The following is a 25,358-nucleotide window of genomic DNA, read 5'->3' on the forward strand; positions in this document are numbered from 1 at the left end:
CTACACTTTCTCACGGGTGTTTTTACCAAAAATACCCGCTGGTCGTAAAATTAAAATGAAGATTAATATGACAAACGCTGCTGCGTCACGCCACAAAGAATAACCGAGCGCACTTACTACTGTTTCAACCACCCCAAGTACTAAACCACCGACCATCGCACCTGGAATAATACCAATCCCCCCAAGTACGGCTGCTACGAAAGCCTTTAAGCCTGGTAAAATCCCCATTAACGGGTCAATGCGCGTATAGTAAATACCAAATATGACACCAGCTGCCCCTGCTAATGCTGAACCGATTGCGAATGTTGCTGAAATTGTGTTATCTACGTTGATCCCCATTAGACGTGCGGCATCCGCATCATGTGATACGGCACGCATCGCCTTACCGATTTTCGTTTGGTGTACAATAAATTGTAATAAAACCATTAAAACGATTGAAACTGTTAAAATAAAAATCGATTGCGTACTAATTTGCACACCCAAAATATCGATTGTCTTATTTTTTAACACTTCCGGATATGCTTCCGGAGATGCACCGCGAACACGGAAGAAAATAACCGTATATTCAATTAATAATGAAACTCCAATTGCTGTAATTAAGGCCGCTATTCTTGTTGCATTTCGTAAACGCTTGTAAGCAACTCGCTCTATAATTACACCAATGACTGCACATAAAACCATTGCTAATAAAAGCGCTAAGATAAAATGCATATCCCATCTTACTATTGCGTAAAAACCAATAAATGCACCGAGCATAAACACATCACCGTGAGCGAAGTTGATAAGCTTGATGATTCCGTACACCATTGTGTACCCTAGAGCAATTAATGCATAAATACTTCCTAGTGAAATTCCGTTCACTAATTGTTGTATCCACTCCATGTTTATTCACCCCTTATCCAGTAAAGTTATGTTAACAACAAAACGGTAAAAAGGGAGGCATAGCTCGCCTCCCTTTTTAACTGCACTGAAGATTTAAGGATTAACTTTAGAATTGAACACTTGACTACCGTTTTTAAATTCAAGAACTGTCGCTGACTTAACTGGGTTATGCTTTTTATCTACTGTGAATGTACCTGTAATTAGGCTTAAATCTTTAGTTTCTGCTAAAGCATTTTTTATACCTACACTAGTAATAGTATCTCCCGAACGCTCAATAGCATCTTTTAAGAAATACACTGTATCATAACCTAATGCGTGGAATGCGTTTGGCGCTTCGTTATATTTCGCTTTGAAAGCTTTTACGAATTCTTGAATTGTTGCATCTGGATCTTCAGAGGAATAGTGGTTTGTAATATATGTGTTGTTTAGTGCATCCCCTCCAGCTAAGTCCACTAAAGTTGGAGAGTCCCAACCATCTGCACCCATTAGAGGTACAGTAATGCCTAATTCACGTGCTTGTTTGACGATTAGACCCACTTCCTCATAATAACCAGGTATGAAAACGAAATCGGGGTTTGCTGATTTGATTTTAGTTAATGTAGCTTTGAAGTCTACATCTTTCGCTACATATGCTTCCTCTGCTACTACTTTACCGCCGTTTGCTAAGATCGTTTCTTTAAATGATGCTGCTAAACCCTTTGCATAATCAGATGCATTGTCGGCATAGATAGCTACGTTTTTCGCTCCGAGCTCACCTGTTGCAAAATTTGCTGCTACTGTCCCTTGGAATGGGTCAATAAAGCATGTTCGGAATGCGTAATCATTAATTTTACCATCCTTATTTTCTGTTACGTTTGGAGCTGTACCTGAAGCCGTTACTACCGGTACTTTATATTTTTCCGCAATTGATACAGTAGCTACTGTATTACCAGATGTCGCCGGTCCAATCATTGCTACTACTTTTTCTTTCTCTGCTAAACGAATTGCAGCAGATGTCGCCTCTGAGTTTTCGGATTTATTATCTACTTTAATTAACTCAATTTTCTTACCGTTAATACCGCCTTTAGCGTTAATCTCCTCTACCGCTAAAGTAGCGCCATCTCCAATAGATGAACCGTACGATGCTACGTTTCCAGATAACTCAAGATTTGCACCAATTTTTATCGTATCACTATCATCGCTTACAGAATTACCTCCGCTCGTTGAAGTGCCACAACCCGCAAGCGCACCTACCAAAACTGAAGACGCTAAAAATATTGAAGCTAATTTCTTTAATTTACGTTGTTTCATCCGAACTTCCCCCTCAATGTTTTTTTAACATGTTTTGTACTTTCAAATAGTTATTGAGTATATATGCAGCTTACTTAACTTTTATATCAGAATGTTCAGAATTTTGAATACATACAAACATCACCAAAATCTTCAACTATTGAACTTTTATCTATTCATTTAATAACTTTTTATTAATTAGTTCATTAATATTTCTACCTCTAAACCACGTGCTACATGCCACATGACTTATATCAATAAAGATAAAGCTAATAGTACGTATACAAATAGGCGGTACCATAAGTTTTTCCTACTCATAGTACCGCCTAACTTTATACATTTAATTGTAGTTGAAAAGATTGCTGCCAATCGAGGAGCTCATCAGGATTCATTGGCTTCGCAAAATAATAACCTTGGATATGTGGTGCATCGCATTCGCGAATTAAAAAATCTACTTGTTCTTTCGTTTCCACACCTTCTACAACGACTTTCATTTTTAATGATTGCCCAAGCTGTATCATTGATTTGATAATTGAGGTATCTTTTGCTGACATTGGTACATCATCGATAAATGATTTATCAATTTTCAATGTTGTAATAGGGATTTTCTTTAAATAAGAAAAAGACGAAGCACCTGTACCAAAATCATCCAGCGCTACAGAAAAACCAGCTGTTCGAAATTCACGCACTACTTTTTCGGCGCTTGCGATTGTTTTCACAAAACTTGTTTCCGTAATTTCTAACTCAATCGCATCGGCATTTATATTATACAAATCGATTGTCGTTTTTAGAACTTTCATTAATCTGCTAGATGTCAAGTAATGCCCTGGAATATTTATCGCCACCTGCTTAGGCATACCACTCATATTTTCCCATATTTTTAATTGCTGGCATACTTTGTCGATAATCCAGTCTGTTAAATCTTCCATCCGATTATTTGCCTCAAAAATAGGTAAGAACACGGCCGGAGATAAAAAGCCATACTTAGTGTGCTGCCAACGTATGAGTGCTTCAACACTTTTTACAGTATTCGTTTTTGGATCGACTTTCGGTTGGTACACGAGAAATAAATGATTAAGACTTATTGCACAGTCTATATCCGCTACAATTTCCTCCGTGAAGTTACGCGTATGTAGCTTCGGATTGTACTGCACAATATTTAATTTATTGTCGGTACCAGGGTATTTGATAACCGACAAACTATTTGAATATAATTTTTTCAATGTATTTACGTGTTCATTTTCTGAAGGGACATATACACATACACCTTGTAATATTATTTCGTTCCCTTCAAAAATAATGCCTTCTTTTAGATGCTCCGATAAAACATGTAATTTTGCATATAATTCCTTTGCTGCCGCCTCATCATTTGCTACATAGGCAAATCGATTTCCTTGTGTACGATATAAATCTGTTAACGGTGGTAAATATAAAAGGAGCAATTTCGATAAATGGCTAATAAGTCGATCGACAAATAAATAGCCATGCTCTTGATTATACGACTCCAAATCTCGGAAATTCCAAACGGCAATTGCACTTACTTCCGACATTTTCTCTATCCTTTCCTGGAATATACGACGATTCGGTAATTTCGTTAATGGATCAAAATAATGAATTCGATTTTCTATATATCGATCGATAAAAGTTGTCGCTAATAATAGCACCAAAATTAAAACGATGCTAACCGTTACTCCACTTGTTAACACGACCATGTCTACCTCATTCATTCCCACGTGTGCCATCGTTTGTAATGGTGCGACGTAAAGCTTCATCGCATACATACCACAATAGTGTGTACTTGAAATTGCTAATGCTAGTCCTAGAGATGTGACAACACGAGAGGAAATGAAGAGTATATATGTATGAACGTTAGAAAAAAAATATAGTGCTATAAAAGAAACTATAATTGATATTATTATAGACAAACTCAATATCCATGGATTGTAGTAATGACTTACATTTTCTAATTTCATCGCATAGATGCCTAAATAATGCATGCTTGATATGCCTATGCCCATTAATGCACCAGCTAAAATATGTAAACGCAACCTTTTTCGAGGCTGATTAACAAAATAGAATGCAAGAAAAGTAGCGATCATGACGGGTAATAACGACAGTATCGTAATCCATAAATTATGAGATACCATCACCGGTAAATCGAGCGCGGCCATACCTATAAAGTGCATCGACCATACGCCTAAAGTCATCGAAATAGATGCAAATAACAGCCATATATTTTTACTTATTAAGCTATTTTGCCCGATTCGAATCGTACAAGATAGCGCAGTAAAAGAACCAATCCATGCTGTAGCTACTGATAAAATAACAATCCACGGTGAAAAATTCATTGCCATATGAACTATTGATGAATCATTTGGTATAGAAAACATCTCATCTCACCTCTTCTTTCCTTTATGCTACAACTTTTACGCTCCATGCTTTAAAAAAATTGAATTTATTATAAATTTACAAGTGGAAATTCCTTATATATGTAAATTGAAGCTATTACTTTATAGTATTTGAACCTAAATACCCATTAAAAAGGTCATATTTCCTTAAAAAGGAATATACACCTTTTTGTATATTTAAGCTAATTCTTTCACAATCGCCTCAGACAACGAAGCGACTAACGACTCCACTGTTTGCGGTACAAAGCTTTCTAGTACTGGATTAACCCCAAATCTTAAAAAGAACTGAAAATATTCACCCTTTTATATCAATAAATTCAGAGAGATGCGAGCATGTCCAAACTGTACTCCAAATAGATGTTTTAATACATGCCAATTGTAATAAGCAGAGACTTCAAAAACACGTGTTTTTTCTTAGATTTTGAATTCTTTTATATTTTTCGTAAATTATACTTTGACAATTGGCCGAAAATCAGTTAAATTACCAAATGGCGAATGTTTTTAAAAAATATACGGATAATATTCGTATTTAGGAGTGTTTATTAATGGATAATGTATTTGACTATGAAGATATTCAATTAATTCCGGCGAAGTGTATTGTAGAAAGCCGTTCAGAATGTGATACATCTGTTACTTTAGGTGGACACACGTTTAAACTACCTGTTGTTCCAGCAAATATGCAGACTATTATCGACGAGAATATTGCACTGAAGTTAGCTGAAAGCGGTTACTTTTACATTATGCACCGCTTTAATCCAGAAAAACGTGTAGAGTTCATTCAAAATATGCAAGGCCGTAGTTTAATTGCTTCAATAAGTGTTGGGGTTAAACAGGAAGAATATACTTTCATTGAAGAGTTAGCTGCAGCTAATCTAGTACCTGAATTCATAACAATCGATATTGCACACGGTCATTCAAATGCCGTTATTCGTATGATTCAGCATATTAAGAAGCACTTGCCTGCTAGCTTTGTTATTGCGGGTAATGTTGGTACACCTGAAGCTGTTCGTGAGCTTGAAAATGCTGGTGCCGATGCAACTAAAGTTGGTATTGGACCAGGAAAAGTTTGTATTACAAAAATTAAAACAGGTTTCGGTACTGGTGGATGGCAATTAGCTGCTCTACGTTGGTGTTCTAAAGCTGCAACGAAGCCAATTATTGCAGACGGTGGTATCCGTACAAACGGCGACATCGCTAAATCAGTACGCTTCGGTGCATCTATGGTAATGATTGGTTCATTATTTGCTGGTCACGAAGAGTCTCCAGGCGAAACAATAGAAATCGACGGCAAGCTAGTGAAAGAATACTTCGGCTCAGCATCTGAATTCCAAAAAGGCGAAAAGAAAAACGTCGAAGGTAAAAAAATGTACGTGGAGCATAAAGGTAGCTTAAAAGATACATTAACTGAAATGGAACAGGATCTTCAGTCATCTATTTCTTATGCTGGCGGCACGAAGCTAGATGCTATCCGTAACGTTGATTATGTTATCGTGAAAAACTCTATCTTTAATGGCGATAAAGTATATTAATATGACACAACGCAATAATGATTAAATTGCGTAACTAGCACATAAAATACGAAAGGTTCTTGCCCAGCACAATGGCGAGCAAGAACCTTTTTAACTGTTACTACTTAATGTACGTAACTCATTACTTAAATGATTTAATTGTTGTGATGACTCCGTAATCGACTGAATTAATTCATTTTCCGATCTTAACGTGCTCACAATTTGCTCTGTGGAAGCCGAGTTTTCTTCTGAAATTTGAGCGATTTGTTGAATTTGTATTTGCGCTTGTTGGAACTCATGTGTTGCGCCTTGAATTGTCGCTGTATTTAGGCGTAGTTGTTCATTCGTTTTAGCAAAGGATTGTGTTACTTCTTGTACAGCAATTGCAATCTCTTGTAATAAAGCCTGACCCTCGCTAATCGCCTGTTTCCCTTCATGTGAGTACTGTTGTGCGATACTTGATTTATTAAACAGGTTTTGTGTCACTGTAGTAATTTCAGAAACGGTACTCGCACTTTGCTCTGCCAATTTACGTACTTCATCAGCTACTACAGCAAAGCCTTTCCCGTGCTCTCCTGCTCTTGCCGCTTCAATCGCTGCATTTAAAGCAAGTAAGTTTGTTTGATCAGCGATATCCGTAATACCGTTTAATAAAGTATTAACCGTCTGCAAGCTAACTTGTAAATCATCGACTGTTTCCGTTGTTGTCGAAATTGTACGTTCCATCGTTTGCATTTGTATAGTCACTGCATTTACTTTATTCCAGCTATTTTGCATTTGTTTATTCATATGCTCTGATTGTTGTGCGACCTCTTCAGAAACAATCACGGTTTCATCCATTTTTATAGCAGACTGGTGCATGACTTCATTGACTTGTCCAACCATTTTTGCCTCATCATTAATCGCTGTAGCTATGTGCTGTACTGAATCGAGTACAGAAGCACTTGAAGTATACATTGTTTGCACATTCGTATCTACATCTTTTACATGCTCATTTAATTGCACCGCCCCAACTTCTACTGTTGAGAGTGTAGAAGCAAGTTGTTTTAAAAGCTCTTCTGTTTCTAGTTCTTTCTGTTTGGCATCCGCAATAAGCTTGCTACCCCAATCTGTCACAAAGTATAAACTCGTAATAACACCTACGTACACCGCATATACACTGAAAAACTGTGGCAATGATGAACCCACACCTAAAAAACTTGTACCATTATATACATAGACTACTATTACATAGGCCATTACGATTGCACCAAAAACGCCTAAAATTTTCTTATCAAAATAAAGAGCGGCCATAATAATTGTAAATAATAAAATATAATGCTTATTTAAGGCGTAACCGTCTAATATAAATAGTACGAAAATTACTGTCGCAGGGAGTAGCGCGAAGAAAATACCCTTTATTTTGTACGGTATAGGTAGAAAATAGTTAATAGTCGAAAGAATAAGTACGCTAACTCCGGCTGCAATATAAATAAGCGCCCCGCTTAGTCCATCTTTCAAAACTAATGGTGTCACAATTAAAAAAACAAGCACCGTTGTTAAAAATAAATTTAAATTATGTACACGTTGAACATTGTAAGCATTCTGTTCCATATAATTCCCCTTATAAGCATTTAGTTATATCCTTTTCGATTTTTCCGAATATATATTTTTCACTATATAATAGATGATATAACTATTTTATACAATACATTTTCTATATAATGGTATATATTTAACAACATATTTTTCCATATAAGAACATTTATTGAAGAAATAACTGATTGTAACGACAGAAAAAGGGCTTATAAATAGCCCCTTATCCCGCCTACTCTAAGAAGAATTAATTGTGGTTTTTTTCTTTAGAAATAAACGTTTTACAACATGTGTCTGATGAACGACTGGCTTCTTCAGACATAGTGTGGAGATTAAAATCAGAAGCAAACTCTGTATTATTTTTGTCTTTTGAGTGGTAATCCATATCTATCACAATTTTATCGGCCCCACAAATATTTCCTTTTGCATGGAAAACACAATTTGATACAGTACAGTTCACTTCTACATTTGGCATAGTTCTCCCCCTTTTTGATTTGTAATACCATGAAAAATATAGAACAAGAAACATCTTCTTATCCATACTCCTCAAAGTATATCTTGTCCATTTCAGCGTTTTTTATTTTTTCTTAAAGCGCATCATTTTTTATACATCATTTGCTTCGAGGAATTTCCACAATAGCTGTAGTTTCTATTTCATTAGTTGATTTTATTGAGATTTTCCCCTTATACTTACTCACTATTTCCTTCACAATAAATAAACCCTGTCCTCTTACCTTTCCCTGCTCGGCTTTTTTTGTCGTATAACCTTGTTTAAAAATAGATTCATTTTCTATTATTACAGGTCCTGTATTCGTAATTTTAAATACATATTTCTTGTCATCTGCATTACAACTAATCGAAATTTTTCGTTCTCCCTCAGGTAACTCTTTAGCTGCATCAATAGCATTATCAATTAAATTCGATAATATTTTGATTAAATCTGTTGTTTTTAAATTATCAAATGAATTACAAGAAATTGTAAAACCCATTTCGATTTGATGATTCTGTGCAGCAAGCTTCTTTGTTTGTAACAAAACAGAAAGACCAGGATGATCTATATTAAATTTGAGAGATTGAATTGCTTGTACTTCTTTAGACAGAGACGATAAATAATTCTTTGCAAGATCTACTTCTTCTAATTGTAGAAACCCATGTAAAACTTGAATATGATTCGTAAAATCATGCCTTAAAGACGAGACAGAGGTGATTAATGATTTAATTTCTGTTTGGTATGTATCCTCTGTATATCCTACTTCCTTCATTACTTCTCTTTGATACCATCTTTGTAAAAACCAGAAAGATATGATTACGACAAAAATAACTACGCCATTAAACACAAAGAGAAGAATATTATTTTCGAGAACTTTCGATTTGATATCATTAATTGTATTGGCGCCAATATCGATACCTATATAGCCGATTATTTTCCCTACTTCATCTTTTATTGGTACCCCAACCGAAACATAGGTGCCATAAATGGGATCCTCAATAACACCTGTTACATATGTATTACCTTCATAGGCTTTCTTAACCTGAGCTTCGGGTACTGTACAAACCTCTCCAATAGGAAAACTCTTTTTTATTTCCTCTGGCTCTCCTACTATCATTGCTCTGGATACTTTTGGATTATCAATTTCCAATGTATACACATTTAACGCGCTAAGTTTTTCTCGTACATCATTTAAGTAACTTCTTATTTCCCAATAATATTCATTTCTCACGGGATTTTTTAAAAATTGCTTATAGGCTTCTATATTTATCGATATAGCTATGGATTTTGCTGCTTCAAGAGTTTGATTAGTAATTGCCTCTTCAACGGTCTTTTTCATCTTCGCATAAGAGGTATAAACGTTTAAACTAGTAAACAACAATAATAAGACAGCCGATAACATTAAAATTAGTTTTATTTTACGATTTTTCATACAGACTGGTACTTCCTCATCTTTTTATTAAAAAGGTAGATAACTCATAAATCCCCTTAATTGCACGTACAAGCAAAAACTTTCTTTTCAACAATAGCATTATACTATAGTAATTTTAAAAATATTGGTTTGTAATATAATAAATTTCCGAAGACATGCTCTGCGCATCTCACATAGATAAAATGATGTTGCAATATTGCCTTTCAAATAAATATAAAAAGGAGAAAGACATTTTAATATTATGCCCTTCTCCTTATTCTAAATTAATTTTTTTGTTCTTATTACATGGCTAAACATATTGTTATTTCCTTATAAACTGACCCTACTACTTTATGCAAAATTGATACTTTCAAATAGGTCAATACTTTGCTAAATTTAATAGAACTTAATAAATAAGGAAGAAAAGGGTAATGACAATGGAGACTACAAAAAGCTATTCAAATATACAAATTTTCAATTTAATTCTAACCGCGATGTTAATTGCACTCGTTTTCATTGCAACTCTCTTTATTAATATTAAATTACCTATTACAGCAAAGGGTGGTTTAGTTCATCTTGGAACAGCAATGCTATTTATCGCATCCATCTTATTTGGCCCTAAAAAGGGGGCAATTGCAGGTGCCTTTGGTATGGGCTTATTCGATTTAATATCTGGTTGGACATTGTGGGCACCTTTTACTTTTTTAACTCGTGGTTTGCAAGGATACATAGTTGGAAAAATTGCCTGGTCGAGTGGTCACAAAGGAGGTAGTTTTACTTTCAATCTATTAGCTACCATTAGTTCTATTCCCTTTATGATAGCGGGTTATTACATTTGTGAACTAGTCCTATTTAATAGCTGGATTATACCCTCATTATCTATTCCTGGAAACCTCCTTCAAAATGTTGTAGGAATTTGTGTAGCCATTCCAGTTTGTGCTGTACTAAAAAAAGTTCCTCTATTTAAATAATATAAAAGCCGATTTTCTATTTATATAGAATATCGGCCTTTACTTTTATATAAAATTTTCAGAAAATGGTTTTACTTTAATTATGCTTACGAAACTTTATAATTACTTCGCTAATCACGATATAGCTAATCTAAAGTATTAAATGTAAATTAATTTTCACAGTTAAGATTAACATACTACTCTATGTTAATATAATCTCACAGAAAAATTATTTCCATAAACCTGCTTTTTCTAATTTCTTTTTACCTTTAAATGCTAACAATACTAAAACTGCATTTATAATAAACATACCAGCAAGTCCATACAGTACAAATGTATAGCTACCAGTAATATCTTTAATAAAGCCATATCCAGGTAACGCAACGATCCCTGCTAATGCTAAACCAATTGCAGCTGTTGAATAAATTTGACTGTAATCTTTAGTACCAAATAGGGCTGTTGTTAATAGTGGTCCTAATGTTCCTAATGATGAAATAACAAATCCAAAGATTCCAATAGCAACTGTAAATAACGTTGGGTTTTCAGGCACTGTTAGGAAAATACCAACTGGCACTAAACCTAATAACATTGCAAATACAGCAGTACTTTTCGCACCAATTTTATCGCTTAATACACCAAAAGATAAGGCTCCAATTAATACACCGATTTGCATTGCACCTAGAGCGCTACCAGCAAATTTAATATCATAACCAATACCCATTGCAAACGGAGCAATATGTTGGGCAAAACTTGCGATTGACGTAATGATAAAGAAGAACGCCAATAACGAGAAAAATGCGCTAGATTTTTTTGCTACTGAAGCCGCAATACCAGTTAATGTTTCTTGTTGAGCAGATGCATTTTGACTAGCACCAGCTTCTTCCATACCTAATGGTTGTAAACCTTTTTGTTGTGGAGCCATGCGAATAACTAATAATACAATTGGAATAATTATTGCTGTTACACCGATACCTAAAGCAATATACGTAAATCTCCAACCTTGAGTTGCAATTAAATTAGCTACTAATGGCTGAATAACTGCACCAAGTACACCACCAATCGCTACCATAATACCGATCGCTAAACCATTATGTTTTTTAAACCAGTTATTGATTAAAACAGGACCTGCCATTTGTGTAATGAAAATTGAACCGATTGCCATTGGAATACTGAATAAATACCAGCCCCACACCGAGCTCATGAAGCCAAACATTGCGAATGAACCAGCCATTAAAATAATAGAAACAATTAATATTAATCTAATATCATATTTAGCCATTAATTTACCTGCGATAGGTAAGAAAATCATAGTAACAATAGAAGCAATACTAAAGTATAATGTTAAGCTCCCCATACCAATTCCTAAGTCTTGAGTAACAGGTGTTAGGAATAAGCCACCTGCAGTTGAAATTCCGTTTTTACCTACACCGACCATAATAGATAAAGCTATTAATAATATCCACGCATAGTGGATTTTTTTCTTTTGTTGTTGATTCATGATGTAATCCTCATATTCTAATTTATTTTATTGCCATGTCGTAATAAAAACGTGGCCTCATTTATGTGATTTAAACGTAAAGCACTATACTAAAATTTAACGTAATTTAATAGATCCGCCGTCAACCATAATAGTTTGTCCAGTAATATAAGAAGAATCTTCACTTGCTAAAAATACTGCTACACGGCCGATGTCATCCTCAATTTCACCAAGTCTTCTTAGAGGAATTTTAGCTAGCATGCCTTGGTAATACTCTGGGTTTTCTTCAGCCCATTGAATCATACCAGGTGATTTAGCAATCGGTGCAATGATGTTAACATTGATGCCGAATGGACCAAACTCATTCGCTGCTACACGAGTTATAGCGCGGATCGCTTCTTTTGCAACAGCATAAGAACCTTGATTAACATCTCCGTTAATTCCCGCCCCAGATGCAAAGTTGATGATATTCCCTTTTGTTTCTTTTAAATATGGTAGTGCAGCTTGCATTAAGTAGAATGTTGGATAAAATCCTGTATTAAATGATAAATCGAAATCTGCTTGAGTCGTATCTGCAATCGAATTCATTCTTGATGCATGTGCATTGTTTACTAAAATATCTAGCTTGCCATATCTCTCAACAACTTGCGTCACAATATTTGCTAGTTTGTCATGTTCTGCAAGATTCGCTTGAATAAACATTGCTTCTGGTTGGTATTCTTGTAATTCCTTAATTGTTTGGTTTCCAATTTCCTCGTTTAAATCGACGATTACAACTTTTGCACCTTCTTTTACAAATGCAGTTGCCATGCCTCTACCGATGCCGCCTGCGCCACCAGTGATAATTGCAACTTTTCCATCAAGTTTTTTCATGATTATTTCTCCTTAATGACTACATTTCTGACAAGTACCTAACATTACTTGAAACTGTAGGGCGATTACTTCTCATAATCTAGCTTTTCCTTTAAACTGAATATCAATCTCTAAAATTCCCAAAACCATTTAGAGAATACAAACAAATAAAGTACGTTGATTTCAAATTTTGGCGCCAGTAATTTGAAATCTCAAGGCAACTAATAATAACCGAGTAACTTTATGTAACCCATAATAACTGTATTAATAGAATGTGTCAATAATATGAACAAATTTGTTTTCCATCTTCAAATTGTCATAATATAGTGATAAACTTAAAAAATAGTTACTTAGTTATTAATTACTACCTAAAAATGAAGTATTTGTATTTTAAGGAGATGTTAATATTGAATGAACAACAGCTAGATGACAGGGTTTACAACAAAATTGAAGTGGCTTACTCAATTATAGGTAAAAAGTGGATGTGTTTAATTATCAATTCTTTAATGGATGTTCCAAAAAGATTTAGTGAAATAAACTCTATAATTCCTGAATTAAGTAAGCGGATGCTTACCGAACGGTTGAAAGAACTCGAAGATTATGACATTATTTTGCGGAACGTCATTACAGATCGCCCCCTACGTTCTGAATATTCCTTAACTAATAAAGGGGAAGATTTAGGAGTTGCTCTTCAAACTGTCGAATCTTGGGCTAAAAAGTGGTTATAAATTGGATTATTATTTAAGAGTTTATATTTAAAAAAGTAATTTTAGCCCTATTTTGCATGGAAGAGCTGGATAGTGGATATTATTTACTCCCGTCTTATGGTGAATATTTGTGTACAATAATGTCTCAGTTCTCTTACTAATCATAAGGTGTTTAGTATTATTTTTTTGTCTTAATATTCACCTCATTAAGACGTGGAATTTTTTAAAGATACTGCTGGCTATACGTATTCTATAACGAGTGAAATAACCTTTTCATAATGAAAACAGAGACCATTTACGTATAATGGTCTCTGCTAGTACTGTTTTTTCATGCCAAATGGAATTATATATGAACGGAGTTAGATTATTAGGTAATATTTCGATTAACACAAACTTGATTTTTCCCGCTTTTCTTTGCTCTATAGAGGGCTATATCTGCAAAATGAAATAAATCTGCAAAAGACGTTACGATACTATTAGAGTTATCTGCTATCCCAATACTGACTTGTACGGAGACAGATTTTTCATCTTTAATAATCTTTAGCGTTCTTATCGTATCTTTTATTTTTCCGGCTTTTTTCTTACCTTCTTCAAGCGAAACATCTTTTAAGAAAACAATGAATTCATCCCCGCCATACCGGCCCATTAATTCACCTTCGTTGAGAATACTTGAGCAAGCCTTGCTTACTTGTCTTATTACTTCATCTCCGAATAAGTGCCCGAATTCATCATTGAAATATTTAAAATTATCGATATCAAATACTATACATACGATGCTCTCATTATTGACAGTAGCTTGTTCTAACCATTCATTTATCGTATTTTCTAAGTAATCTCGATTGTAAGTACCTGTCAAATAATCTATATTAGCTTTCTTTTCTATCGCTGATATTCTATGCTTCATTTCCAATTTAAGCGCTGCTAATGATAATTCACGGTCGCTAATTTCTTTAAGTACTGCTATATATTCTTTTTGAACATGATATCCTAAATGAATATCGTTCATTAACTCGCATAATTTACATCTTTCTTCGTGAATCGTCTTTAATAAACTTACATCATTATATTCTTCAACTAATTGTTTTGCATAAGTATACGATTCATATGCCTCTACATATAATTTTTTCTTAGAGTACCAGGCTCCTTGTAAATCGTAACATTGGGCTTTTTCTCTTGTAAATGATTCTAAAAAAGGCTCATTAATCATTTCATCTATTAATAATTTGGAAGAATATAGATCATTAAGACCAATATATGCTTTTGCAATATTTAATTTAACACGTAGCTCTAAAACTTCACTTTCAGGTTTATGTAGTTTAGCCATTTCAAGTCCTATTTTAGCGAGTTTTAAAGCTTTCCCAAAATCTTCTTCAAGTATATATACATGACTTAAATTGCTATATGCATTGCTAATAATATTATACTTTTTTATTTTATTCCCTAAATCAATAGTTTGTTTAAGTGTTTCTTTTGCTTTTTCAAAATCATTTTTATATTCATAAAGGATGAATCGGATATTGTATAAGTTTAACCAATCCGAATCGTCTCCATATTTATTACAAATTTCGAGGTAAGCATCAATACTGTTAAATGCTTCTTCTAAATCACCGATACAATAGAAAGAAGCAGCATTATTAATATGTGCAATTAAAATGGATTTATAGTCTTTTACTTCTAGTCCTCGTTCAAGAAGAGTATAGCTAGCTTCAATTGTTTCTTTGTATTTCCCTGCAGCTCTAAGGGAAGTTACCTTTTCTTGCAATAGTTTTAACCCTTCGTTAACCATACTTAACTCCCAATTCTCATATTAAAAGTAATATTTTTATAACAATATCATTATTATACTACTTTATGGAATGACATTTATACAGAAATAACAATATAAATTAATTTCTTCATCTCCTTGAATTTCCCATTTATTTTGCTGTGCCTATTTAATTTACTTAATCATAAAAAAAAGAACCTTCAATCCAAAAATGGATTAAAGGTCCTATGTTTTAATTTCATTAATACTCTATTAATCACTAATACTTCTTCATAAAAGAAAGGATATCCCATTAAAGAAAAAGGATTACTAAACTTTTAATTAATGATCCTACTATTTTTTGTTTAATTCTAGCGCCTGAGCTGTTGTAGTATGAATCTCGTTAATAAGCTCTGGATTTTCTACTAATTTCACGCCATAAGAAGGAATCATTTCCTTAATTTTCGGTTCCCATTCTTTCATTTGTTGTGGGAAGCATTTGTTAATAACTTCAAGCATTACAGATACCGCCGTTGAAGCACCTGGAGAGGCACCAAGTAATGCAGCAATTGAACCATCAGCAGCACTTACCACTTCCGTACCAAATTGAAGTGTTCCTTTGCCCGCTGCAGTATCTTTAATAACTTGTACACGTTGACCAGCTACGATAATATCCCAATCTTCACTCTTCGCTGTCGGGATAAAGTCACGTAGCTCTTCCATACGTTGTTCTTTTGATAACAACAGTTGTTGAATCAGATATTTTGTTAAAGCCATTTCTTTTACTCCAGCCGCCAATAATGTTGTAATATTATGCGGTTTGATTGAAGCAAATAAATCCATATATGATCCCGTTTTTAAGAACTTAGGTGAGAAGCCTGCAAACGGTCCGAATAATAATGATTTCTTGTTATCGATGTAACGTGTGTCAAGGTGCGGAACAGACATCGGAGGCGCGCCAACTGCGGCTTTTCCGTATACTTTACCATTATGTTGTTCTACAATTTCTTGATTATTACATACCATAAATAATCCACTAATTGGGAATCCACCGATGTGTTTCCCTTCAGGAATACCTGATTTTTGTAACAACTCAAGGCTTCCTCCGCCAGCTCCAAGGAAGACGAATTTTGCTTTATGGTATTCCATTTTACAGCCTTCTAAATCATGGACTTTAATCTCCCATGTACCATCTTTCATACGTTTAATGCTTTCAACACTATGTTTATAGTTAACATCGACTTCATTATTTTTTAAGTGGTCGACTAACATACGTGTTAAAGCACCAAAGTTAACATCCGTACCAGAATCGATTTTTGTTGCTGCAATCGGTTCTTTTGATTTACGGTCATTCATAATAAGAGGGATCCATTCCTTTAGTGTTTCTGTATTATCAGAAAACTCCATACCTTGGAATAGAGGATTGTTTGACATTGTTTCAAAACGTCTTTTTAGAAACTCTACATTTTTTTCCCCTTGAACCATACTCATATGAGGTAGTGGCATAATAAAGTTTTGTGGGTTGCTAATTAGGTTTCTATTTACTAGATATGACCAAAATTGCAATGAATCTTGGAACTGTTCATTAACTTTAATAGCTTTCGAAATATCGATAGATCCATCTGTTTTTTCACTTGTGTAGTTTAGTTCGCACAATGCAGCATGTCCTGTTCCTGCGTTGTTCAATTCTTGAGAGCTTTCCTCCCCTGCTTTTTCAAGCTTCTCAAAAACTGTAATCTTCCAATCTGGTGCTAATTCTTTAAGCATTGTCCCTAAAGTTGCACTCATGATTCCGGCACCAATTAAGATAACATCTGATTTAATATGTCTGTTACTCATTATTACCTTCCCTTTATATGTTAAGATTTGCAGAAAAAATGTAAGCGCTCCCGCTCAAAACGTCACAAAAAGACATAGCGTGACTAAGAAGCAACACTTTTTCTGTATCAATTATTGCCTTATTATAGTGTAACATAATAGTGAAACGAATAAAATATCAACTATTTTGTTACAGTTTTTTCAAAACAAAACACTAGCATTTACCAAGAGATTGATTGATTAATGTAGCATTTTTAGGGTTTATATAGAATTAACTGAATTCGCAAAAAAGTTAAACCAACTTACCATTTATAAGTGAAATTTAAGTTTTCTCTAATTTATTAAGGTTTAAGTATGTCACATTACAAAAATTATGAGGAATATTTAATAAGCCCTCTACCAACTATATTAGAGGCAGGATTAAATTCGTTCTTCCATTAAGCACTCGTGCTGCTACTCAAATTTACGACCACTTTTTCCACCTTGCATTTCCCACCCTTTCTACAATTATCCAATACATTTTGGAAATACTTTCATAATAAAGTGCTAGGAGGACCCTTTTTCCAACTCGCATTTTGAATGCTTGATAAATTATTGATATTTCATTGAAACACATTTAGATAACAGTAATTCATACGCAATAAAGCAGGCGTTGTCATTGTAGTTATTGGATATATTTTCATTTTTTACATATTTTTCAATGTTTCAGAAAATTAATATAGTTAAATAGTAATACGATTAAATGTATTTCTTAGAGATAAGTCCTTATATCGATTTACAGAATAAAATAATTTAGAAAATAATTGAATTTTTTATTATTAAAGTAATATTTACTAGGGAAAAGTCAGTCCATTATAAAATTAATAGGATCCTATACTACTATTGATATTAAATATCATTTAAATAATACTTGTAATTGGAATATTGATACAATAAATCATAACTTTTCTTGTAATTTACTATACGGAATTTTTATATTAATCAGTTATCGAGTGTTACTTACAAGAGAAAAGTAAGGAGTTCCTAAATTATTTATGAAAAAAGTAGCTGAAATTATTGCAGAAAATTTAAAAAACATGGGCGTCCGACACGTCTTTGGTGTACCTGGAAAAGCTGTAGTGCCTTTAATGCTCAACTTAGAAGATGCAGGCATTAAGTTTAATTTAGCTAGGCATGAAGGTGGGGCTGGCTATATAGCTTCAGGTTATTCATTAATGAACAATTCTATCGGAGTTGCGATAGGTACTTCTGGTCCAGGTGGTACAAACTTATTAACAGCTGCGGCCCAAGCTAAAGCGTGGCATTTACCTGTTGTTTTTATTACTGGACAGCCTTCCGTTAAAGGCATCGGCAATCCTTTTGGACAAGACTCTACACCTTTTGGTACAGACTTGGTCAAAATGTTTGAACCCGTAACAAAGTATAGTGCTCGCATTGATCGAGCAGAGTCTTTTAAGAATCACTTTACACACGCTATTAAAACAGCATTATTTGGTGTAAAAGGTCCTGTTCATCTTTCAATTCCTGCGGATGTACTTTTAGAAGAAACTGAATCATTTATTTTAGAAATTCCAAACGAATTACCACATGTAGTCGCAACGCCAAATATGTTACAAAAAGCTTTGGACTGTATTTTAAGTGCAAAACGACCTGTCATCATTTTAGGTAAAGGTGTACATTCTTCTAAAGCTTATGAAGAAGTAATTCGTTTTGCAGAAACTTTCCATATTCCAGTTATGACAACCCCTGGTGGTAAAGGAACGTTTCCAACTACACACCCTCTTTCATTAGATGGTTTTGGATTAGGTGGTTCAACTAAATCAACTGAATTTTTAAAAAAGCAATGTGACTTAATGATTGTCTTAGGTTCGAAGTTATCGGATATGTCTTTTGTTGGTATTGACCCTTCTTTATATCCAAATAAAGTAATTCACTTCGACTATGATCACACATTTATCGGCAAATCTATTCCTGTAGAAACTCACTATGTTCTTGGAGATTTGAAGAATAATCTTGATTGTTTACTTGCATCATTTAAGGGCAATTTGAAACACGATACTACGCTACTACATGAGCATGTTGAAATGGATGCGTTGAATACAAGTTCATCAGATCGATTATTAGCTAAAGAAGTAATCGGTGCTATAAGAAAGGCTCTTCCAGAAGATACTGTATTCTTCGGAGATGATGGTAGTCATTCCTTCTTTGCTATACAAAACCTACAATTACCAAAGCCAGCAACCTTTTATTTTGACGATGTTTTTGGCGCAATGGGACATGCTATTGGATTTAGTATCGGTGCTAAAATAGGCAACCCTGATAAAAATATTGTTTGTTTAACAGGCGATGGTTGTTTCTTTATGCATGGAAATGAAATCTCAACAGCAGCTGATAATCATGTTGCTACAAAATTCATCGTTTTAAATAATGGAAGACTTGATATGGTTGATAAAGGGATGTCCAAAAATGTCGGAAAAGCAGTTGGTACACTATTTAAAAACGAATTAAATGTTAAACAGTTCAGTGAAGCAATGGGTGCTTTAGCATTTAGATGTTGGACAATTGATGAACTTCAGACAGCTCTTCAAGAAGCTTTAAACCATTCAACAGGTCCTACTGTTATTGAGGTAATGGTTGATCAAGAAGAAATTCCTCCTACATTAATGCGAGGATAACTTACAGCAGAGGTGAATATAAGTGGCTCAAATAGAAGAAAAATATAAAAGTTTAGAAAAGCTTTCTGGTAAAGAAGGCGTTTCGATCATGAAAGATTTACAAAGTGTGTTTCCAGACTTGAGTGATTTATCTACCAAATTACACGAGGAAATATATGAGCGAGACATATTAGATTTAAAACAACAAGAGATCATAACATTATCTGTTTTACTTGCGCAAGGGAATATAGAGTCGGCTTTTAAATTTCATATTAATGCAGCTCTACACGCTGGTCTATCTAAAGAAGAAATTTTTGAAATTATTTACCATTGCGCACCATATGTAGGTTTTCCGCGCGCAATTAATGGTGCTTATGCAGCACATGACATTTTTGTTGAAAATGGGTTAACGTCAATTTAAATTACTTGGAGGAATATATTATGTCAATTACAACAAAATCTATTACAAAAGTACAAGATGGTGCTTATTATTATAGAGGAAATACTACTGACCTTTCTATTGAAGATGCAAAACAAATTTCTGAAACAGTAAAAAGAGAAGTAAGCAAACCTACAATTAAATACTTCATCGTAGACAACCGCGATTTAAATGGACCATATAAACAAGACGTTCAAGATATTTGGACAGATTTAATGAATTTTGTAGCTGGGCAAGTTGAAAAAAACGTTGTTATTTGCAAGGATTCTGTGACGTTAATGCAAATAAACCGTTTATCAAGAAACGCAGGTACTGCTAACACTGTTAAAGCGTTTATAGATGAAAAAGAAGCTTTAGCATTTATTAATTTAACATCATTTCCATTTTAATTCGTGAGATTCCAATATTAAATAAACCCATTTAGTGTACGCTTATTAAAAGTGTACCTAAATGGGTTTTTCTTATAGGATTGTCCAAGCTAATTGCGTGCCTGGCACTATTCAATTCATTGTTTTTATGAGCTCAAATAGTTTTAAAATACTCTTTGGAAATGTGCGATCTTTCATTGTGCTTAAGTATACATTACGATTTAAAAACTCACTGTGTACTGGGCGTGTTAGTAAGCATTCTGATAAATGTTGTGTGACATAGTGTTGAGGTAAAAGGGCAATTCCTAACCCTTCCTCTACTAATACTTTGATCATTTCAAATCGCTCTATTTTATATTGAATATGGGGTGTGACATTTTCCTGTTCAAATGCTTTTAATATTTGTGCACTCGTTTGAAACTCTGGCATGCCAATTATTAACGCTTCTTCAGTAAAGTCTACTAACGTTATAATTTCCTTCGTGGCAAATGGATGCCCTTTTTTTAATAACACGACGTACGGTTCGTTATACAATAATTCACTCTTTATTTCAGTATCAACAATATGCTGGTTAGTAATTACCCCGTGCACATGTAAACCTAACAACGCTTGGCGCACAGTTTGATTATACAATGTGTCAATTAGTGTTATTTGATTATGTGGGTATTGTTTTTGATAGGCAATCATTACTTTTGAAAACCAGTAATTTGCTGACTCAATCATACCTAATCGAATTTCTAAATGTTCCCCTTTAGCTAACTCTTTTAGCTCCGTATCCATCACTTCATATTGGGCAATTAAATTTTTCGATCGTTCATAAAATTGCTGCCCTAATTCCGTTAATTGAAATTGCTTCGTTGTTCTTTCTATTAGTGGTGCATTGATTTCTTGTTCTAGTGTTTTTATCGCATTGCTTAAGGAAGGCTGTGAAATATGCAACACTTTTGCAGCCCTTGAAAAGCTTCGATATTTTACTATCGCATCAAAATAATACATCTTCCGTAAATCCATTTAACTATCTCTCCTATAGTTTTAAACTATTATAAGATAAAAACTTAATACTTGTTATTATAAATGTTTGAAAATATAATAATAATATGAATTTTTATAGTTTTCAAGAAGGTGGATGCAATGTATAAAATAACAGATTCCGATGTTTGGCAAGGTCGTATCGATCACGATACGGATCACACTTACTTTCGTTATCATCAAATTATTCAATTAGCGACTACAGCTAAACAAGGTTCGATTGGGTTAATAGGCTTTGTTTGCGATGAAGGTGTACGTCGTAACAATGGTCGTGTTGGTGCAAAAAATGCCCCTTTTGCCTTGCGCAAGCAGTTAGCACCATTACCATGGCGTAATGATGTTCATGAAAATTCCCTAATTGATTTTGGGGATATCATTTGTGAAGGCCATGAATTAGAGCGTGCTCAACAGGAACTAGGAGATAAAGTTGCTGACATTTTAACGAACGGAAAGGCCATTGTACTAGGAGGCGGCCATGAAACATTATATGGACAATATTTAGGGGTACGAAAAGCAGCAGGCCCGGATGCTTCGATCGGTTTGCTTAATATTGATGCTCACTTTGATATGCGTTCGTATGACATTCAAACTTCATCAGGTACTATGTTTAAACAAATTTTAGACGAGGATCCGAATGCACACTATTTCGTATGTGGCATCCAGCAATATGGTAATACGACTGCATTATTCAATACAGCTGATCAATATAGTGTGCAATATTTTTTAGATGAACAGTTGGATTCGGCTTCATTCTCTACACAATTAAATGATTTTATGGATACACATGACGTTTTACTGGTTACACTCTGTATGGATGTCTTAAATGCCGCTGAAGCACCTGGTGTCAGCGCGCCATCACCATTTGGTTTATCTGCTTTAAAGGTTCGTGAAATTTTACGCCAAATGGTTTCACACAAAAAAACAGTCAGCTTTAGCATTTGTGAAGTCAACCCTTCACTTGACGTTAATAATCAAACTGCAAAATTAGGTGCTTATTTTATTAACGAAGTCATTATGAGCAGTTTTGAATAAATAAAGGGGGATTTATATGGCATTTAACCAAATTACAACACTTTGCCTAGCAGTAACATTATTTTTAATTGGTTCATTTTTAATTAAAAAGATTAGTTTTTTAAATCGATTTTGTATTCCCGCGCCTGTAGTTGGAGGCTTGTTATTTGCTATTTTAGCAACGGTTTTAAAAAGTTTCGACATCCTTGAAATTACATTAGACACTTCACTACAATCCATTTTCATGATTACATTCTTTACAACAATTGGACTAGGTGCAAGTTTCAAACTTGTTAAATTAGGCGGAAAACTACTCGTAATTTATTGGTTAGCTTGTGGATTCTTAGCTTTAATGCAAAATATCATTGGCGTTTCATTAGCGAAAGTAATGGATATTCACCCATTACTCGGTGTTATGGCTGGAGCTGTTTCAATGGAAGGTGGTCATGGTGGTGCTGCCGCTTATGGAGAAACAATTGAAGGCTTAGGCGTAGCTTCTGCTGTATCAATCGGGATGGCTGCTGCAACGTGTGGATTAGTAGCTGGTGGACTTGTAGGTGGTCCAGTTATTCAATACTTAATTCGCAAATTCGACTTAAAGCCATCTTCTGAAGAAACAGAAGAATACGTTGAAAAAGCACAACATCCTATTACAGAAAAATCTTTTATGGTACAAGTTTTCTTAATCACATTCAGTATGGCTGCTGGTACTTATGTTGGAGAATGGTTCTCTAGTATGACGGGATTCGTATTACCAGGTTATGTAGGTGCCATGTTCGTAGCTGTAATCGTTCGTAACATCGTGGATCGCATCAACCCTGATTTAATCAACATGAAGGAAATAAACTTAATCGGTGATATTTCTCTTGGTATTTTCTTATCCATGGCATTAATGAGCATTAAATTATGGGAAATCGCAGACTTAGCCTTACCATTATTTATTATCATTTTAGCTCAAGTAATCTTCATCGTATTATTCGCGGTGTTCGTTCTTTTCCGCTTACTTGGCAAAGACTACGATGCAGCGGTTATGGTATCTGGTTTCCTTGGACACGGTCTTGGTGCAACACCTAACGCAATGGCTAATATGTCAGCCATCGTTTCAAAATTTGGTCCATCACGAAAAGCATTCCTAATCGTGCCCATCGTAGGTGCCTTCTTAATCGACGTGTTTGGTATGCCGATTATTATTACTACAATCAATATGTTTAAATAAGAATATCTGGCATTCCATATTCCAAAAGCACAAACCCTTATAAAATCCAAGGTTTGTGTTTTTTTTGAATGCATGTCTGGCTAATAATTCACAACCTTAATACCTATATGTAATTTCAATATTGCCATACTAAGAAAAATAAAATACCCCCTTCGTTTTATGGAACCGACGGGGAGTATTGTCTAATGTTACTGCTATTTCAAGCTCTTTTTCACTTCGTGTAATTGCTGCTTAATCAGCTCTAACTGGTCTTTATTTTGTTGAACTATATCTAAATGCTCACCATATTGTTCTGCATTCAAGAGTGCATTTTCTGCATGCGTTATTTGATTGAAAACATGCTCAACTGCCATCTCTTCTGGATGTGACTTCGCTAACTTCAACAAACGCTCTGCCTTTTGAACAGAGTTGCTTGACAACGTGCTTGGATGATCCTGTTTCCAACTCATATGTGAATGCTTAGCCAATATTTCCTCTTCCCTTCTTGCCAAATAGTTAATTGATCTAGACATAGTATTGTAAAATGTCTAGAAAATATGCACAGATGGAATTAGGATTTACATTATGTTTACTTTTCTAATAACAGCATCTACTCTTTTTGGGTGTTTCCATGCCATAATTAATGATATTACAGTAATCCCTTTATATAGAATTGAAAAAAGAAGTATCAAGGACATTTAGTTGTTCTTGGATACTTCTCTAATAAAGTGACTATGTTCTTTCTATTAAGATATAGCTCGCATTACTTATACTAATTCTAAAGCTATTTCCACCATCTTTGTGAATGAAGTTTGTCTCTCTTCTTGTGTCGTTTGTTCATGTGTAATCATATGGTCACTTACTGTTAAAATTGTTAATGCTTTAGCTCCAGCACTAGCAGCATTTAAATATAAACTTGTCGTTTCCATTTCTTCCGCTAATATTCCCATCTTAGCCCACTTTTCTGTTGCAGTTACATCAGCATTATAGAAAACATCACTAGATAGTACATTCCCTACATGAGCCTTATAATTCTTTTCATCAGCTATTTTCTTAGCTTTCTCTAATAATTCATAAGATGCTGTAATTGGCAATTGACCTGGAAGATTAAATTGATGTGCAAAATTTGAATTTGTTGCTGCTCCCATAGCAAGAATAATATCATATAACTTAATATCATTTTGCATAGCCCCACATGAACCTATACGAATTAAATTTTTTACTCCAAAAATATTAATTAGTTCCCATGAATATATTGCCATGCTTGGTGCTCCCATACCGGTACCCATAACAGAAACTTTCTTTCCTTTATATTCGCCTGTGTACCCCAGCATGCCTCTAATTTCATTAAAAAGAACAGGTTTTTCTAAAAAGTTTTCAGCTATAAACTTTGCTCGAAGTGGATCTCCTGGTAAAAGTATAGTTTCTGCTATTTCTGCTCCATTTGGCTTAATATGTGGTGTTTCTTTTAACTCATTGTTTTTCATTTGATTGTCTCCTAAATATCTTAATTTTTTTGTTAAACTATATCTTTTGCAATTGAGGCATTTTTTATTATAAATGTGATCTCC

Annotated in this window: 21 protein-coding genes; 8 read left to right on the top strand and 13 right to left on the bottom strand. The window is 34.3% G+C overall.

The window, feature by feature from the left end; translation table 11 throughout:
* The 3 genes from AAFN87_RS18010 to AAFN87_RS18020 all read right to left on the bottom strand — a co-directional run bounded on the left by AAFN87_RS18010 (position 1) and on the right by AAFN87_RS18020 (position 4,541).
* Entirely contained in the window at positions 1-882 is an 882-nt protein-coding gene (locus tag AAFN87_RS18010; RefSeq protein ID WP_347792442.1) for a branched-chain amino acid ABC transporter permease, read from the bottom strand.
* Between the two features lie 93 nt (positions 883-975).
* Positions 976-2,172, bottom strand: a complete 1,197-nt coding sequence (locus tag AAFN87_RS18015) for an ABC transporter substrate-binding protein (protein WP_347792443.1) — start codon at positions 2,170-2,172, stop codon at positions 976-978.
* 311 nt (positions 2,173-2,483) lie between these two features.
* Positions 2,484-4,541 (bottom strand): bifunctional diguanylate cyclase/phosphodiesterase, encoded by a 2,058-nt coding sequence (locus AAFN87_RS18020; RefSeq protein WP_347792444.1) that lies wholly within the window; start codon positions 4,539-4,541, stop codon positions 2,484-2,486.
* A 563-nt stretch (positions 4,542-5,104) separates the two neighbouring features.
* Between AAFN87_RS18020 and guaC the strand changes: the two genes are divergently transcribed.
* Entirely contained in the window at positions 5,105-6,088 is a 984-nt protein-coding gene (gene guaC, locus AAFN87_RS18025; protein ID WP_347792445.1) for a GMP reductase, read from the top strand.
* 90 nt (positions 6,089-6,178) lie between these two features.
* Here guaC and AAFN87_RS18030 read toward each other — a convergent pair whose 3' ends face one another.
* From AAFN87_RS18030 to AAFN87_RS18040, 3 genes are all read right to left on the bottom strand, one after another.
* A complete protein-coding gene (locus AAFN87_RS18030) occupies positions 6,179-7,660 on the bottom strand; it encodes a methyl-accepting chemotaxis protein (RefSeq protein ID WP_347792446.1) in 1,482 nt (493 codons plus the stop codon).
* 229 nt (positions 7,661-7,889) lie between these two features.
* Positions 7,890-8,117 carry a DUF1540 domain-containing protein gene (locus AAFN87_RS18035; RefSeq protein ID WP_347792448.1) on the bottom strand — a complete coding sequence of 76 codons (228 nt, stop codon included), beginning with the start codon at positions 8,115-8,117 and terminating at the stop codon, positions 7,890-7,892.
* Positions 8,118-8,253: 136 nt separating this feature from the next.
* Positions 8,254-9,564: a sensor histidine kinase gene (locus tag AAFN87_RS18040; RefSeq protein ID WP_347792449.1), complete on the bottom strand. Its 1,311-nt coding sequence runs from the start codon at positions 9,562-9,564 to the stop codon at positions 8,254-8,256.
* Between the two features lie 416 nt (positions 9,565-9,980).
* Between AAFN87_RS18040 and AAFN87_RS18045 the strand changes: the two genes are divergently transcribed.
* Entirely contained in the window at positions 9,981-10,514 is a 534-nt protein-coding gene (locus AAFN87_RS18045; RefSeq protein WP_347792450.1) for an ECF transporter S component, read from the top strand.
* A gap of 208 nt (positions 10,515-10,722) precedes the next feature.
* Here the strand turns inward: AAFN87_RS18045 and AAFN87_RS18050 are convergent, their stop codons facing one another.
* Positions 10,723-11,991, bottom strand: a complete 1,269-nt coding sequence (locus AAFN87_RS18050) for an MFS transporter (protein WP_347792451.1) — start codon at positions 11,989-11,991, stop codon at positions 10,723-10,725.
* A 96-nt stretch (positions 11,992-12,087) separates the two neighbouring features.
* Positions 12,088-12,843, bottom strand: coding sequence for an SDR family NAD(P)-dependent oxidoreductase (locus AAFN87_RS18055; protein ID WP_347792452.1), 756 nt, complete (start codon positions 12,841-12,843; stop codon positions 12,088-12,090).
* Between the two features lie 377 nt (positions 12,844-13,220).
* Between AAFN87_RS18055 and AAFN87_RS18060 the strand changes: the two genes are divergently transcribed.
* The gene (locus AAFN87_RS18060; RefSeq protein ID WP_347792453.1) at positions 13,221-13,550 is read left to right on the top strand and encodes a winged helix-turn-helix transcriptional regulator; all 330 of its coding nucleotides are present in this window, start codon (positions 13,221-13,223) and stop codon (positions 13,548-13,550) included.
* Positions 13,551-13,896: 346 nt separating this feature from the next.
* On the opposite strand, the gene AAFN87_RS18065 is transcribed toward AAFN87_RS18060, so the two are convergent.
* Positions 13,897-15,315, bottom strand: coding sequence for a tetratricopeptide repeat-containing diguanylate cyclase (locus AAFN87_RS18065; protein WP_347792454.1), 1,419 nt, complete (start codon positions 15,313-15,315; stop codon positions 13,897-13,899).
* Positions 15,316-15,627: 312 nt separating this feature from the next.
* Positions 15,628-17,139, bottom strand: a complete 1,512-nt coding sequence (locus AAFN87_RS18070; protein WP_347792510.1) for a malate:quinone oxidoreductase — start codon at positions 17,137-17,139, stop codon at positions 15,628-15,630.
* 986 nt (positions 17,140-18,125) lie between these two features.
* Between AAFN87_RS18070 and AAFN87_RS18075 the strand changes: the two genes are divergently transcribed.
* The 3 genes from AAFN87_RS18075 to AAFN87_RS18085 are packed head-to-tail and all read left to right on the top strand — an operon-like array spanning position 18,126 to position 20,573.
* Positions 18,126-19,766, top strand: a complete 1,641-nt coding sequence (locus tag AAFN87_RS18075; RefSeq protein ID WP_347792455.1) for a thiamine pyrophosphate-binding protein — start codon at positions 18,126-18,128, stop codon at positions 19,764-19,766.
* 22 nt (positions 19,767-19,788) lie between these two features.
* On the top strand, positions 19,789-20,166 hold the full coding sequence (locus AAFN87_RS18080) for a carboxymuconolactone decarboxylase family protein (RefSeq protein WP_347792456.1): 378 nt from the start codon (positions 19,789-19,791) through the stop codon (positions 20,164-20,166).
* A gap of 20 nt (positions 20,167-20,186) precedes the next feature.
* Positions 20,187-20,573: a hypothetical protein gene (locus tag AAFN87_RS18085; protein WP_347792457.1), complete on the top strand. Its 387-nt coding sequence runs from the start codon at positions 20,187-20,189 to the stop codon at positions 20,571-20,573.
* A 111-nt stretch (positions 20,574-20,684) separates the two neighbouring features.
* Here the strand turns inward: AAFN87_RS18085 and AAFN87_RS18090 are convergent, their stop codons facing one another.
* Positions 20,685-21,563, bottom strand: coding sequence for a LysR family transcriptional regulator (locus tag AAFN87_RS18090; protein WP_347792458.1), 879 nt, complete (start codon positions 21,561-21,563; stop codon positions 20,685-20,687).
* 120 nt (positions 21,564-21,683) lie between these two features.
* On the opposite strand from AAFN87_RS18090, the gene hutG reads away from it, so the two are divergent.
* Together hutG and gltS are read left to right on the top strand one after the other, a co-directional pair.
* Positions 21,684-22,613, top strand: coding sequence for a formimidoylglutamase (gene hutG / locus AAFN87_RS18095; RefSeq protein WP_347792459.1), 930 nt, complete (start codon positions 21,684-21,686; stop codon positions 22,611-22,613).
* 10 nt (positions 22,614-22,623) lie between these two features.
* Positions 22,624-23,808: a sodium/glutamate symporter gene (gltS, locus tag AAFN87_RS18100; RefSeq protein ID WP_347792511.1), complete on the top strand. Its 1,185-nt coding sequence runs from the start codon at positions 22,624-22,626 to the stop codon at positions 23,806-23,808.
* Positions 23,809-24,002: 194 nt separating this feature from the next.
* Here gltS and AAFN87_RS18105 read toward each other — a convergent pair whose 3' ends face one another.
* Together AAFN87_RS18105 and deoD are read right to left on the bottom strand one after the other, a co-directional pair.
* Entirely contained in the window at positions 24,003-24,275 is a 273-nt protein-coding gene (locus tag AAFN87_RS18105; protein ID WP_347792460.1) for a hypothetical protein, read from the bottom strand.
* A gap of 279 nt (positions 24,276-24,554) precedes the next feature.
* On the bottom strand, positions 24,555-25,274 hold the full coding sequence (deoD, locus tag AAFN87_RS18110) for a purine-nucleoside phosphorylase (protein WP_347792461.1): 720 nt from the start codon (positions 25,272-25,274) through the stop codon (positions 24,555-24,557).
* Between the last annotated feature and the right edge of the window lie 84 nt (positions 25,275-25,358).

Source organism: Solibacillus sp. CAU 1738 (assembly GCF_039888725.1).
Classification (GTDB): domain Bacteria; phylum Bacillota; class Bacilli; order Bacillales_A; family Planococcaceae; genus Metasolibacillus.